Raw genomic sequence first — 14,072 nt, forward strand, 5'->3', positions numbered from 1 at the left:
ATAGAATTTGGCTGAGAGCCGCAAGCGGGCGCCACCGGTAGGTAGCATGCCGGACTCGAACGGTTCGTTTTTGCTGCGGCCCCAGGCTTTTGACCCGAGGAGGCTGGAGACACCGAGCATGAAGGCGCAAAGGCCGCCGACACCCAGAAGGAAAATGGCAAAGCCCCAGTTGTGGGCCATGAGTCCTGTCGCTTCGGGCATGCTGGTAATCCTTAACAGAGAGCAAAGGTCTCTGAGCTTGAAAAGAAACAAAGCAGTGACGATATGTCGCAGCAATCAATCGCGGTGATTTTATGGCTAAACACCGAGCAAGTAAATTTTCTGTGGCGAAATTATTTATAAGAATAAGGACATAGAGTACCTCCAAAGCCGCGCAGCCCATGCGATGCGGGCATTAGCCGGGGTTTTGTCAATTATGTTTTGTGCGTGTTGTAACGAACATGGTTGGCGATAAATGATAATCAATATTGTTTGGAGTGGTTTTTAAACTGATATTCGGGGTGGTGGCTGGAAAGTTGCGCTTACATACCCGCTACTGCAAGTAGCGTACGGGGTCGTTTTACCCTGTTTTGCCGATCGAAATACCGCTCTGGATCAATATTTTTGAACGCAGCTCCAGGCATGCACATAACCCCTGTAGCAGCTGCCGAAGGCTGCGTTCGGCCGCGTAGCGGTCGTAAACCCGGAGTACGCGGTGCAACAGGCGCGGCGCGGTGAATGGTTTGGCGAGGACTTCGTCCTCGAACGCAGCCTTCGGCAGCTGCTACAGGGCTCGGGCGCTCAGAAAATTGCGGGCAAAAAAACGCCCCGAACCAGTCGGGGCGTTAGATGTGCGGCATTCCGGTTAGCTTTCTATTCGGTCCGGAAGGGCCGTTTGCTCAGGCGAATCAGATCAGTGGAACTGTTCTTCTTCGGTGGAACCGGTCAGCGCGGTAACCGAAGACGAGCCGCCCTGAATCACGGTGGTCATGTCGTCGAAGTAGCCGGTGCCCACTTCCTGCTGGTGAGCCACGAAGGTGTAACCCTTGGAGGCGTCAGCGAACTCCTGCTCTTGCAGCTTCACGTAGGCAGTCATGTCGTTGCGGGCGTAGTCGTGCGCCAGGTTGAACATGCTGTGCCACATGTTGTGAATGCCGGCCAGGGTGATGAACTGGTGCTTGTAACCCATGGCGGACAGTTCACGCTGGAACTTGGCGATGGTCGCGTCGTCCAGGTTTTTCTTCCAGTTGAAGGAAGGCGAGCAGTTGTACGACAGCAGTTGGTCCGGGTATTCCTTTTTGATCGCTTCAGCGAAGCGACGAGCTTCGTCCAGATCCGGCTTGGCGGTTTCGCACCAGATCAGGTCGGCATACGGCGCGTAGGCCAGGCCGCGAGCGATAGCCTGGTCGAGGCCGGCGCGAACTTTGTAGAAGCCTTCCTGGGTGCGCTCGCCAGTCACGAATGGCTGGTCGTACGGGTCGCAGTCGGAAGTCAGCAGGTCAGCCGCGTTAGCGTCGGTACGAGCCAGGATGATGGTCGGAGTACCGGCAACGTCAGCTGCAAGGCGAGCAGCGGTCAGCTTCTGTACAGCTTCCTGAGTGGGAACCAGTACCTTGCCGCCCATGTGGCCGCATTTTTTCACGGAGGCCAGTTGGTCTTCGAAGTGAACGCCGGCAGCGCCTGCTTCGATCATGCTCTTCATCAGCTCGTAGGCGTTCAGAACGCCACCGAAACCGGCTTCAGCGTCGGCAACGATCGGTGCGAAGTAGTCGATGTAACCTTCGTCGCCCGGGTTCTTGCCGGCTTTCCACTGGATCTGGTCAGCACGACGGAACGAGTTGTTGATGCGCTTGACCACGGTCGGTACGGAGTCGACCGGGTACAGCGACTGGTCCGGGTACATCGATTCTGCAGAGTTGTTGTCTGCAGCAACCTGCCAGCCCGACAGGTAAATCGCCTGGATACCGGCTTTGACTTGTTGTACAGCCTGGCCGCCGGTCAGGGCGCCCATGCAGTTGACGAAATCTTTCTCAGGACGGAAGGCTGGCTTGGCACCCTGGGTTACCAGGTTCCAGAGCTTCTCGGCGCCCATTTTTGCAAAGGTGTGCTCAGGTTGAACCGAGCCACGCAGGCGGACGACGTCAGCAGCGGAGTAAGTGCGTGTCACGCCTTTCCAGCGCGGGTTTTCAGCCCAGTCTTTTTCGAGGGCTGCAATTTGCTGTTCGCGTGTCAGTGCCATGGAGATAAACCTCGTCGCATAGGTCTTGGGTGGAAAATTCCTGTTCCGCCAGATACGCAGGTTTGAAACGTTGCGTAGGCGGCTGCTCGCTGACCAGAAGCTTAGGCGGTCAAGTCGGGTTTGGCGGGGAAGGCGACGGGATGAACGATGGGCTCGAGGATGGAAGCTGAGCAGGTAAGGGCGAGCTGGCGGGCGCATTCGGGCGTCGTGGGCCTTTATACGATCATCAGTGTGTTGCCGGGCTACCTATTACGCTTCCGTCCCTCGGGACAACTTCGTTCCAGTCGCAACCTCGTCAAACACGCCTTGTGGGCGGTACAGACACGAATCGGCTCAGGTCGGTAAGGTTAGAGCGCGATTCGAAGGCCCTTGCCAGGGCCCCTGATTAGCGGGAGCGAGGCCATCATGCCTTTGCTTTTTTGGCTCGTCAAACGTTTTGTAGTGCTTTTTTTAAGGCACTACATCTTTAGTCTAATACGACTAATCAGTCAGTTTTCGGTGTGCTAGTCCAAAGCGTCGACTTTCACTCGCAGCGTCATGTCATCCCGGCCTTGAGTCGAGTAGCTGCGGGTCAGGCGCTGTTTATCGGCTTGCGTCTGGCGGTTGACGCCGGCCAGTGTGATCCACTCGCCAAGGCGACCGCTGACGGTTGTGTCGGTGCTTTGCACGTTCACTACATCGGGACGTTCCTGGCTCATGCGGTCGCGGTTGGTACTGATTGCCAGGTGAACGATGTCACCGGTGACGCTGGCGGTGACGTAGAAGCCCTGGGTGACGTTGCGGTATTGGGTCTGGCTTTGCAGGTGAGCGTAGTTGTTGGCCGGGTTTTGCGGCTGGCCGGAGGTGTTGGTCGGGTTTTGCTGGCTGCCGGAGGTATTGGTCTGGTTTGGCAGGCTGGCGTAGGCATCGGTCTGGGTGCTGGTCAGCGGCACGCTCTGGCCAACCTGGATCAGGGCGGGTGTGCCTTCGCTGGTCTGGACCTGTTGAATCCCGCCTTCGCGGCTGTCGGTGCTGTAGGTGATGATCTGCGTTTGCTGATCGGCGTTGTTTTGCTGGTTGTTTTCGTTGGTGTCGACGGTGATCAGCAGGCGTTTTGGCACGGTGTCGAGCTGTGCGATCAGGGCCTTGAGTTCGTCGATCTTGTCGGGTTCGGCGTTGACGATCAGTTGGTTGCCATAGGCGCTGACCTTGCCGTCCCTGCCGATAAAATTCTGCGCAACCGGCAGCAGGTCGGCGCTGGTGCGATTGTTGAGCTGCACCACCTCGGTAGCGGCGATGACCGAAAAACTGCAGGTCAGCAGCAGCGTGGTGAGCAGGGTGCGTAGGGACATGTCCGTTATCTCCGCGATCAAAGGCTTGATATTGCCAGTTTGTCGGCCTGCGGTGGGGCAAGTTGAATCCTAGACAGCAAAACGCCCCGACATCGGAAAATGTCGAGGCGTTTTGTGGTGTTCTTCAGGCCGTCTTCGCGAGCAAGCCCGCTCCCACATTGGTTCTGTGTCGTTCACAGATCAAGTGTGGGAGCGGGCTTGCTCGCGAAGGGCGCAACTCGGTCTCAAGCCGAATGACGCACCATGTCCACGTGTGGTATCCCTGCTTCCAGGAACTCTTCACTGACCACGGTAAAGCCCAAACGCTCATAGAACGCTGTTGCCTGCACCTGAGCACTCAGCATCTGCTGCTTGAGCCCGCGCGTCTCGGCTTCACCGATCACCGCTTGCATCAGTTTGTCGCCGACCTTCAGGCCGCGCCAGTCCTTGAGCACCGAAACCCGGCCGATGTGACCATCGGGCAGCAGGCGGGCGGTGCCAATCGGAAAGTCGCCTTCGAAGGCGAGGAAATGCACGGCGCTCGCGTCTTCGGCATCCCATTCCAGTTCGGGTGGAACGGATTGCTCGGCGATGAACACCGCTTCACGAATGCGCCGGATCTCGGCGATATCCTTTTGCCAGTCTGCGACACGTACGTGAATCTTATTCATCGGCAAATCCCAGGCTACCTTGCTTGACCAGTTCGCACAGCAGGTTGCGGCCGTCTTCGTCCTTCAGCCAATGGCCAAGGTTGTCGACGTGCAGCGCATCGGCAGCGCAAATCATTTTCAGCAGTTCGCGCAGCTTGCCCGGCAGATAGCGGCTCTGGCCACTGGCGAACAGCAGCAGATCGTCGTCGACTTCGGACCAGGCCAGGCGTGCGCTCGGGTTGCGAATCAGTACGGCACCTTGCTCAAGGCTGCTCAACAGGTCGTCTTCTTCCAGCTCTGGACCAACCACCAGTTCCGGGTAGCGCGGCTCGGTCATGAACTGGCCAAACCAGGTCAGCAGCAGGCGCTCGTCGCTCATGTGCTCGGCCAACAGGCTTTTCAAGCGGTCGAGTGCGTCGTGCTGGATCTGGTGTGGGTCGATCGCTGGCTGTGCGTCGGCATCGGTGTAGCGCTCTTCGTCAGGCAGGAACTGGCTGAGGAAGTCGGTGAAGTGGGTCAGCACTTCAGCAGCGCTTGGTGCGCGGAAACCGACCGAGTAGGTCATGCAGTCATCGATGGCTACGCCGCAGTGGGCCAGGCGCGGCGGCAGGTAAAGCATGTCGCCCGGTTCCAGAGTCCACTCGTCGGTGGCTTCGAAGTCGGCGAGGATGCGCAGGTCGGCATGTTGCAGCAACGGGCTGTCGGAATCGCACATCTGGCCGATTTTCCAGTTGCGCTTGCCGTGGCCTTGCAGCAGGAACACGTCGTAGTTATCGAAGTGCGGGCCGACGCTGCCACCGGGGGCGGCGAAGCTGATCATCACGTCGTCGATGCGCCAGCTCGGCAGGAAGCGGAAGTGCTCCAGCAGTTCGCTGACTTCCGGAACGAACTGGTCGACAGCCTGCACCAGCAGGGTCCACTCGCGCTCTGGCAGCTTGCTGAATTCGTCTTCGGCGAACGGGCCGCGACGCAGTTCCCAAGGGCGCTCGCCGTGCTCGATGACCAGGCGCGATTCGACTTCTTCTTCCAGCGCCAGACCGGCCAGTTCGTCGGCGTCGATCGGGCTTTCGAAGTCAGGGATCGCCTGGCGGATCAGCAGCGGTTTCTTCTGCCAGTAGTCGCGCAGGAATTCCCGTGCCGTGATGCCGCCCAGAAGTTGAAGAGGAATATCAGGATTCATGTGTAACCTATTGAAAAAAAGCACTTTTCAGACGGGAATAAAAACGCCCGGCGCTGCCGGGCGTCTCAAAGGGTCAAGCGGTCGATCAGATGCGTTTGGCTTGTGCCACGGCGTTGCCGATGTAGTTGGCCGGGGTGAGCTTTTTCAGCTCGGCACGTGCGGAGGCAGGCATGTCCAGGGCATCGATGAAAGTCTGCAGCGCTTCAGGGCTGATGCCCTTGCCGCGAGTCAGTTCTTTCAGCTTTTCGTACGGGTTTTCAATGTTGTAGCGACGCATCACGGTCTGGATTGGCTCGGCCAGGACTTCCCAGCAAGCATCCAGGTCAGCAGCGATTTTCTGGGCGTTGAGCTCCAGTTTGCTGATGCCTTTGAGGCTGGCTTCGTACGCGATCACGCTGTGGGCGAAGCCGACACCGAGGTTGCGCAGTACGGTGGAGTCGGTCAGGTCGCGCTGCCAGCGGGAAATCGGCAGTTTGCTCGCCAGGTGCTGGAACAGTGCGTTGGCGATACCCAGGTTGCCTTCGGAGTTTTCGAAGTCGATCGGGTTGACCTTGTGCGGCATGGTCGAGGAGCCGATTTCGCCGGCAATGGTGCGCTGCTTGAAGTAGCCCAGGGAGATGTAGCCCCAGATATCGCGATCGAAGTCGATCAGGATGGTGTTGAAGCGCGCGATCGCGTCGAACAGCTCGGCGATGTAGTCGTGCGGTTCGATCTGCGTGGTGTACGGGTTGAAGCCCAGGCCCAGCTCGTCTTCGATGAAGGCGCGGGCGTTGGCTTCCCAGTCGATCTCAGGGTAGGCCGACAGGTGGGCGTTGTAGTTGCCGACAGCGCCGTTGATCTTGCCCAGCAGCGGTACGGCAGCGACTTGAGCGATCTGACGCTCCAGACGGTAAACCACGTTCGCCAGTTCTTTGCCCAGGGTAGTCGGCGAGGCCGGCTGACCGTGGGTGCGCGACAGCATCGGCACGTCGGCGAAGCGGATTGCCAGCTCGCGGATAGCCTCGGCGGTCTGGCGCATCAGCGGCAGCATCACGTCATCACGGCCTTCACGGAGCATCAGCGCGTGGGACAGGTTGTTGATGTCCTCGCTGGTGCAGGCAAAGTGGATGAACTCACTGACGTTGGCCAGTTCAGGCAGCTTGGCAGCCTGTTCCTTGAGCAGGTACTCAATGGCTTTAACGTCGTGGTTGGTGGTGCGCTCGATCTCTTTGACACGCTCGGCGTGTTCCAGAGAGAAGTTTTCCGCCAGGGTGTTCAGCACCGCGTTGGCTTCGGCGGAGAACGCTGGCACTTCGCTGATGGCAGGGTGAGCGGCCAGGCGCTGGAGCCAGCGGACTTCAACCAGGACGCGAGCACGGATCAGGCCGTATTCGCTGAAAATTGGGCGCAGGGCCTGGGTTTTGCCGGCGTAGCGGCCGTCAACAGGGGAAACCGCAGTGAGCGAAGAGAGCTGCATGGGGTGTTCTCGGACAGTCGGGCAACGAAATGGGGCGCGTATCATACATGAAAAAATCCGCCGGTCCGTTGCCAACTGACCAGCGTCTTACGCGTTACAGACTACACATTACAATTGCGGGCGCGGTTCAGCTGCTGCGCATCAGCGGATAAAGCTCTTTGAGCAGTTTGCGACGGCTGATCACCAGCTGCCAGCGGTGACCGCCCAACTGCCGCCACAGGCGCGCCGAGCGGATACCGGCCAGCAACAGGGCGCGGATCTTCGAGGCGTTGCTCGGCTGCTGCAGGTTGCGCATGTCGCCGTGTACCTGAATACGTTGGCGCAAGGTGCTCAAGGTGTCCTGATACAGCGCGCCACAGGCGGCGATCACGTTTTCATGGGCCGGGCCGAAATGCTCGACCTGGGACTGAATCTGCGGCAAGCGCTTGCCGATCACTTCGAGCATGTCGCCGCGCTTGGCCAGTTGCCGCTCAAGGCCGAGCATCGACAGCGCATAGCGCAGTGGTTCGCGCTGCAAGGTGTTCGGGTCGCGTTCGAGGGCGCCGATCAATGCGCGATAGCCTTCGCGCAGATTGATATCGTCGCCACCGTAGACCTCCAGCGTGTCCTTGGGGTCGCGGATCAGCAGGCTGCCGAGCATGCACGCCAGGCCGGCTTCAGTGACCTGGCCGGTCTTGGCGATCTTGTCGACCAGAACGGCGGCGAGAAACACGCCGCCGAGCGCCGTCAGTTGCTCCTGAGTCGGGCTCATGCGCGCGAATCCTTGCTGCTCCAGGGTTCGGCGACTTCGATGACGCCGCCGCCGAGGCAGATTTCACCGTCGTAAAACACCACCGATTGGCCTGGGGTGACCGCGCGCTGCGGGTCATCGAAGGTTGCGCGGTAGCCGTTGGCGGTTTTTTCCAAGGTGCAAGGCTGGTCGCTCTGGCGATAGCGGACTTTCGCCGTGAGTTTGCGTGGCGAACTCAGGTCGACCGGGTTGACCCAGTAGATGTCTGAGGCGAGCAGGGCGCGGGAGAATAGATAAGGGTGATCATTGCCCTGGCCAACGATCAGCTCGTTATGTTCCAGGTCCTTGATCAGCACGTACCACGGCTCGTCGCCAGCGTCTTTCAAGCCGCCGATGCCCAGGCCCTGGCGCTGACCGATGGTGTGGTACATCAGGCCATGGTGGCGACCGATCACTTCACCTTCGGTGGTTTTTATTTCGCCTGGTTGTGCCGGCAGGTATTGCTTGAGGAAGTCGCTGAAGCGTCGTTCACCGATAAAGCAGATGCCGGTGGAGTCTTTCTTCTTCGCGGTGGCCAGGTCGTGTTTCTCGGCAATCGCGCGAACTTCGGGTTTTTCCAGTTCGCCGACCGGGAACAGAGTCTTGGCGATCTGTTCGCCACCCACGGCGTGCAGGAAATAGCTCTGGTCCTTGTTCGGGTCCAGGCCTTTGAGCAGTTCGGTGCGGCCATCGATGTCACGGCGGCGCACGTAATGGCCGGTGGCGATCAGGTCGGCGCCGAGCATCATGGCGTAGTCGAGGAACGCCTTGAACTTGATTTCACGGTTGCACAGGATGTCCGGGTTCGGCGTGCGGCCGGCCTTGTATTCGGCCAGGAAGTGTTAGAACACTAAGTACCAGAACTCGGCGGCGAAGTTGGCGGTGTGCAGCTTGATGCCAATCTTGTCGCACACAGCCTGAGCGTCCGCCAGGTCGTCCATGGCGGTGCAGTATTCCGTTCCGTCGTCCTCTTCCCAGTTCTTCATGAACAGGCCTTCCACCTGATAACCCTGCTCGATCAGCAGTAGGGCGGAAACGGAAGAGTCCACGCCGCCGGACATGCCGACAATGACGCGCTTCTTTTGTGTGTCAGAAGGGGCTGGATCACGCATAGGGATTTAATGAGTGTCTTGAAAAAGGACGCGATTCTATCAGGCCCGAGCCTGCAAGGCTAAAGAGAAGGGCGGATCAGTTCGAGACTAAAGAGTTTACCGTCCAGATAGTCGTCTATACAGCGAATAATCAGCTCGCTGCGCCAGTGGTCGCGCTGCGCCAGGAGTTCGTCGCGGGTCAGCCATTTTGCGCCGACGATGCCGTCGTCGAGTGAATAGTCGGGGTGGTGTTTCACTGCTTTGGCGGCAAAACACACGCGCTGGTAGGTCACGCCGTTGCTGGGGGCGGTGTAGAGGTAGATGCCCACCACGCCAGTGGCTTCGACGTCCCAGCCGGTTTCTTCGAGGGTTTCGCGCACAGCCGCTTCGGTCAGGGTTTCGTCTGGGTCCAGATGCCCGGCGGGTTGATTGAGTACCGCACGTCCGGCCTTGAGTTCTTCGACCATCAGAAAACGGCCGTTGTCTTCGACGATGGTTGCGACGGTGATGTGGGGTAGCCAATCCATGAGACTTCCTCTATTTCGGGGTTGGATAAATTTTAATGTGGGATATTTGTGAAAGGCCAGAAACAGAAACCCCGGCACTGGGCCGGGGCTTCTTTGCATCCTTACAACCTTAAACCAGCGCAGCAATCGCCGCGTTGAAGGTGTTGCTTGGGCGCATGGCCTTGCTGATCAGCTCGGCGTCGGCGTGGTAGTAACCGCCGATGTCCACTGGCTTGCCCTGAACGGCGTTGAGCTCGGCAACGATGGTCGCCTCGTTCTCGGCCAGGGTTTTTGCCAGTTGGCTGAACTGCGCTTGCAGCGCTGCGTCTTCAGTCTGCGCAGCCAGGGCCTGAGCCCAGTACAGTGCCAGGTAGAAGTGGCTGCCGCGGTTGTCGATGTTGCCGACTTTGCGCGATGGCGACTTGTTGTTGTCCAGGAACTGGCCGGTGGCCTGATCCAGGGTCTTGGCCAGCACCAGCGCTTTAGGGTTGTTGTACATCACACCCAGATGCTCAAGGGAGGCGGCCAGAGCCAGGAACTCACCCAGGGAATCCCAGCGCAGGAAGTTTTCTTCCAGCAGCTGCTGAACGTGCTTCGGTGCCGAGCCGCCAGCGCCGGTTTCGAACAGACCGCCGCCATTCATCAGCGGAACGATCGACAGCATCTTGGCGCTGGTGCCCAGTTCCATGATCGGGAACAGGTCAGTCAGGTAGTCGCGCAATACGTTGCCGGTCACCGAGATGGTGTCGAGGCCGGAGCGAGTGCGGGCCAGGGTGAATGCCATGGCGTCGACTGGCGACATGATGCGGATGTCCAGGCCTGACGTGTCGTGATCCTTCAGGTAGGCCTGAACTTTCTCGATCACTACGCCGTCGTGGGCGCGCATTGGGTCCAGCCAGAAGATCGCTGGCGTTGCGCTTGCGCGAGCGCGGTTGACGGCCAGTTTGACCCAGTCCTGGATCGGCGCGTCTTTGGTCTGGCACATGCGGAAGATGTCGCCGGCTTCAACCGACTGCTCCAGCAGAGTGCGGCCAGCGCTGTCGGAAACGCGAACAACGCCGTCAGCCTTGATCTGGAAGGTCTTGTCGTGGGAGCCGTACTCTTCGGCTTTTTTCGCCATCAGACCAACGTTTGGCACGCTGCCCATGGTGGTTGGATCGAAGGCGCCGTGTTGCTTGCAGTCTTCGATCACCGCCTGGTAGATGGTGGCGTAGCAACGATCCGGGATCACAGCCTTGGTGTCGTGCAGTTGGCCATCGGTGCCCCACATCTTGCCGGAGTCACGGATCATGGCTGGCATCGAGGCGTCGACGATAACGTCGCTCGGCACGTGCAGGTTGGTGATGCCTTTGTCGGAGTTGACCATCGCCAGCGACGGACGAACGGCGTAGACCGCCTGCATGTCGGACTCGATCTGGGCTTGCTGCTCGGCCGGCAGGGCCTTGATGCGGGAATACAGATCGCCGATGCCGTTGTTCAGGTTGAAGCCGATCTGTGCCAGCACGTCAGCGTGCTTGGCCAGGGCGTCTTTATAGAACTCGGCAACGATCTGGCCGAACATGATCGGGTCGGAGACCTTCATCATGGTCGCTTTCAGGTGAACCGACAGCAGCACGCCTTTTTGCTTGGCGTCTTCGATTTCGGCGGCGATGAAGCTGCGCAGGGCATTTTTGCTCATCACGGCGCAATCGAGGATCTCACCGGCTTGTACGGTGGTTTTTTCTTTCAGGACGGTGGTGCTGCCATCCCGAGCGATCAGTTCGATTTTAACGGCGTCAGCGGCGTCGATCAGGGCGGCTTTTTCGCTGCCGTAGAAATCGCCGGTGCTCATGTGAGCGACGTGAGACTTGGAGTCTTTTGCCCAGGCGCCCATTTTGTGTGGGTGCTTGCGAGCGTAGTTCTTGACCGACAACGGTGCGCGACGATCGGAGTTACCTTCACGTAGAACCGGGTTTACCGCGCTGCCCTTGATCTTGTCGTAACGGGACTTGGCGTCCTTGTCAGCGTCGCTGGTCACGGTTTCCGGGTAGTCCGGCAGTGCATAGCCCTGGGCTTGCAGTTCTTTGATCGCGGCCTGCAGTTGCGGAACCGAAGCGCTGATGTTCGGCAGCTTGATGATGTTGGCTTCCGGCGTGACGGCCAGGGCGCCCAGTTCGGCGAGGTGGTCGGCTACGGCTTTGTCACCCAATTGCTCGGGGAAGCTGGCCAGAATGCGCCCTGCAAGAGAGATATCGCGGGTTTCCACGGCGATATCAGCGGAGGCGGTGAAGGCCTCTACGATAGGCAACAGTGAATAGGTGGCGAGGGCTGGGGCTTCGTCGGTGAAGGTATAGATGATCTTCGAGCGGGTGGGCATATTCGGATTAACTCTCTTCTTTGCTAAAGCGTGCGCAGAAACTCGAGGGGCGCCGGGTAAGCGCGTTCGTTCAAAGTCATCCATGAGCCGAATGTCGAGGTTTCTTCGCGGTGATGTTGGGTGCATCAGTCGAGCGTCAAGCGGGTGGACTGCGGTAACAGTCCGGCTTTAATCGGGCGGAAAGTCTCGTAATAGAGAGCTCAGCCGTCGTGACCCTGCGGTCAGCGGCGGCATTATACATAGGTAGCTGGCAATCTGCCGATGGTTCATATGCAACGAATCTCGTCCATTGGTCTAAAGGTCGCAGGTGCGCGCGGGGCGTAGAGTCGTCCACCGTGCTTGAGTTTGGCGCTTTTCCCTTTGCTTTCAGACTTGTACGTCGCGAACTGTGCAGCTTTGCGGCAGATGGATGGAACAGAGGGTTTGCGTGCCGATTTAACTGGGGTACGCTCGGACGAAGCCAGATGTTCAATCCAAACAATGGAGTTCAGCATGGGATACAAGAAGATTCAGGTTCCAGCAGTCGGCGACAAAATCACCGTCAATGCAGACCATTCTCTCAATGTTCCTAACAACCCGATCATCCCTTTCATTGAAGGTGATGGTATTGGCGTTGATATCAGCCCGGTCATGATCAAGGTTGTCGATGCTGCTGTTAAGAAGGCTTACGGCGGCGAGCGCAAAATTTCCTGGATGGAAGTCTACGCCGGGGAGAAAGCGACTCAGGTTTACGATCAGGACACCTGGCTGCCTCAGGAAACCCTGGACGCAGTCAAGGATTACGTGGTTTCCATCAAGGGCCCGCTGACCACGCCGGTCGGTGGCGGTATCCGTTCCCTCAACGTTGCGCTGCGTCAGCAACTCGACCTTTATGTGTGCCTGCGTCCTGTGCGCTGGTTCGAAGGCGTGCCTAGCCCGGTCAAGAAGCCTGGCGACGTCGACATGACAATCTTCCGTGAGAACTCGGAAGACATCTACGCCGGTATCGAGTGGAAGGCCGGTTCGCCGGAGGCGACCAAGGTCATCAAGTTCCTTAAAGAAGAAATGGGCGTTACCAAGATCCGTTTCGACCAGAACTGCGGTATCGGCGTCAAGCCGGTTTCCCTGGAAGGCACCAAGCGTCTGGCCCGCAAGGCGCTGCAATACGTTGTCGACAATGATCGCGATTCGCTGACCATTGTCCACAAAGGCAACATCATGAAGTTCACCGAAGGTGCCTTCAAAGAATGGGCCTACGAAGTGGCCGCTGAAGAATTCGGCGCAACCCTGCTCGACGGCGGCCCGTGGATGCAGTTCAAAAACCCGAAAACCGGCAAGAACGTCATCGTCAAGGATGCCATCGCCGACGCCATGCTCCAGCAGATTCTGCTGCGCCCGGCTGAATACGATGTGATCGCGACCCTGAACCTGAACGGCGACTACCTCTCCGACGCCCTGGCGGCTGAAGTGGGTGGTATCGGTATCGCGCCAGGTGCCAACCTGTCCGACACCGTGGCGATGTTCGAAGCCACTCACGGCACTGCACCGAAGTATGCCGGCAAGGACCAGGTAAACCCGGGTTCGCTGATTCTGTCGGCTGAAATGATGCTGCGTCACATGGGCTGGACCGAAGCGGCCGACCTGATCATCAAGGGCACCAACGGCGCAATCTCGGCCAAGACCGTGACCTATGACTTCGAACGTCTGATGGAAGGCGCCAAACTGCTGTCTTCTTCCGCGTTCGGCGATGCGCTGATCTCGCACATGTGATCTGAGCCGCGTTAAATAAAAAGCCGGCCGACTCAAATGATTGAGTCGGCCGGTTTTTTTATGTCTGGAAGTTTGGTGGTATCAGCTCAACGCAGTCTCGTGCTGGACGGTCATTGCCGGCGCGGGCGCATTGGCCTTTACTGTAGCTGAATCGATGTTGATCGCGTGCAGACCTTTGGGACCCTGGATGATCTCGAAAACCACGGGCTGGCCTGCTTTCAAGGTCTTGTAGCCGTCCATTTTAATGGCCGAGTAGTGGGCAAAGAGATCTTCTTCCTTGCCTTCCTCGTTGATGAAGCCATATCCCTTGGCATTGTTGAACCACTTGACCTTACCGCTAGCCATGCTCATATCCCTCTGCAACAGACTCCATCACTGGAGTATCATCCAGTTAATCCGCATCAACCCTGAATTGGGGTTGACGCCGCGGACCTTTTTTACCCACTGTGGGCTCTATTGGTTGTAACACTGATTTGCCGATAGTCAAGGTGACCAAGCAGTCGGAGTTGAAAAGCTCTGGGGCCGCCCCCACCACTGTATTCAGCTCAACTAACGAACCTTTCTTTCCATGCATGCAATCAGCCAGATTCGACTAACATTCAATCAGGATCGCCCTGATTTACACGACGACGATTCAGCAGGCATTGCTGTACAGGAGGCTAAGCCTGCGTTACAGGCGCCGCCGATGTACAAGGTGGTTTTGTTCAATGATGACTACACACCGATGGATTTCGTCGTCGAAGTGCTCGAGGTGTTTTTTAACCTGAATCGCGAGCTGGCGACCAAG

Annotated in this window: 12 protein-coding genes and 1 pseudogene; 2 read left to right on the forward strand and 11 right to left on the reverse strand. The window is 58.4% G+C overall.

Annotation, left to right across the window (positions count from 1 at the left end):
* The 10 genes and pseudogenes from ndhC to ACIPIN_RS12600 form a co-directional block, all read right to left on the reverse strand.
* Positions 1 to 201, reverse strand: a 201-nt coding sequence (gene ndhC, locus ACIPIN_RS12555) for an NADH-quinone oxidoreductase subunit A (RefSeq protein ID WP_401118961.1), incomplete at its 3' end; no start/stop codon positions are given.
* A 691-nt stretch (positions 202 to 892) separates the two neighbouring features.
* Positions 893 to 2,218: an isocitrate lyase gene (gene aceA / locus ACIPIN_RS12560; protein ID WP_123425883.1), complete on the reverse strand. Its 1,326-nt coding sequence runs from the start codon at positions 2,216 to 2,218 to the stop codon at positions 893 to 895.
* Between the two features lie 503 nt (positions 2,219 to 2,721).
* Positions 2,722 to 3,549, reverse strand: coding sequence for a secretin N-terminal domain-containing protein (locus ACIPIN_RS12565; protein ID WP_401118964.1), 828 nt, complete (start codon positions 3,547 to 3,549; stop codon positions 2,722 to 2,724).
* A gap of 224 nt (positions 3,550 to 3,773) precedes the next feature.
* Positions 3,774 to 4,199, reverse strand: coding sequence for a GNAT family N-acetyltransferase (locus tag ACIPIN_RS12570; RefSeq protein ID WP_401118966.1), 426 nt, complete (start codon positions 4,197 to 4,199; stop codon positions 3,774 to 3,776).
* A complete protein-coding gene (locus ACIPIN_RS12575; protein ID WP_401118969.1) occupies positions 4,192 to 5,358 on the reverse strand; it encodes a JmjC domain-containing protein in 1,167 nt (388 codons plus the stop codon). The genes ACIPIN_RS12570 and ACIPIN_RS12575 overlap by 8 nt, the downstream gene beginning before the upstream one ends.
* A gap of 85 nt (positions 5,359 to 5,443) precedes the next feature.
* Positions 5,444 to 6,814, reverse strand: a complete 1,371-nt coding sequence (purB, locus tag ACIPIN_RS12580; protein WP_401118971.1) for an adenylosuccinate lyase — start codon at positions 6,812 to 6,814, stop codon at positions 5,444 to 5,446.
* 127 nt (positions 6,815 to 6,941) lie between these two features.
* Complete coding sequence (hflD, locus tag ACIPIN_RS12585) at positions 6,942 to 7,565, reverse strand: high frequency lysogenization protein HflD (protein ID WP_401118973.1); 624 nt, start codon at positions 7,563 to 7,565, stop codon at positions 6,942 to 6,944.
* Positions 7,562 to 8,695: pseudogene (mnmA, locus tag ACIPIN_RS12590) on the reverse strand (tRNA 2-thiouridine(34) synthase MnmA). Before mnmA ends, hflD begins: the two are co-directional and overlap by 4 nt.
* 59 nt (positions 8,696 to 8,754) lie before the next feature.
* Positions 8,755 to 9,201, reverse strand: a complete 447-nt coding sequence (locus tag ACIPIN_RS12595; RefSeq protein ID WP_401118975.1) for an NUDIX hydrolase — start codon at positions 9,199 to 9,201, stop codon at positions 8,755 to 8,757.
* A 109-nt stretch (positions 9,202 to 9,310) separates the two neighbouring features.
* Positions 9,311 to 11,536 (reverse strand): NADP-dependent isocitrate dehydrogenase, encoded by a 2,226-nt coding sequence (locus ACIPIN_RS12600; RefSeq protein WP_401118978.1) that lies wholly within the window; start codon positions 11,534 to 11,536, stop codon positions 9,311 to 9,313.
* A gap of 492 nt (positions 11,537 to 12,028) precedes the next feature.
* On the opposite strand from ACIPIN_RS12600, the gene icd reads away from it, so the two are divergent.
* Positions 12,029 to 13,285 (forward strand): NADP-dependent isocitrate dehydrogenase, encoded by a 1,257-nt coding sequence (gene icd, locus ACIPIN_RS12605; RefSeq protein ID WP_071550691.1) that lies wholly within the window; start codon positions 12,029 to 12,031, stop codon positions 13,283 to 13,285.
* Between the two features lie 81 nt (positions 13,286 to 13,366).
* On the opposite strand, the gene cspD is transcribed toward icd, so the two are convergent.
* Positions 13,367 to 13,630, reverse strand: a complete 264-nt coding sequence (cspD, locus tag ACIPIN_RS12610; RefSeq protein ID WP_401118980.1) for a cold shock domain-containing protein CspD — start codon at positions 13,628 to 13,630, stop codon at positions 13,367 to 13,369.
* 223 nt (positions 13,631 to 13,853) lie between these two features.
* Here cspD and ACIPIN_RS12615 point away from each other — a divergent pair.
* On the forward strand, positions 13,854 to 14,072 hold a 219-nt coding region (locus tag ACIPIN_RS12615), incomplete at its 3' end, for an ATP-dependent Clp protease adaptor ClpS (RefSeq protein ID WP_401118983.1).

Source organism: Pseudomonas sp. NPDC087697 (assembly GCF_044743155.1).
Classification (GTDB): domain Bacteria; phylum Pseudomonadota; class Gammaproteobacteria; order Pseudomonadales; family Pseudomonadaceae; genus Aquipseudomonas.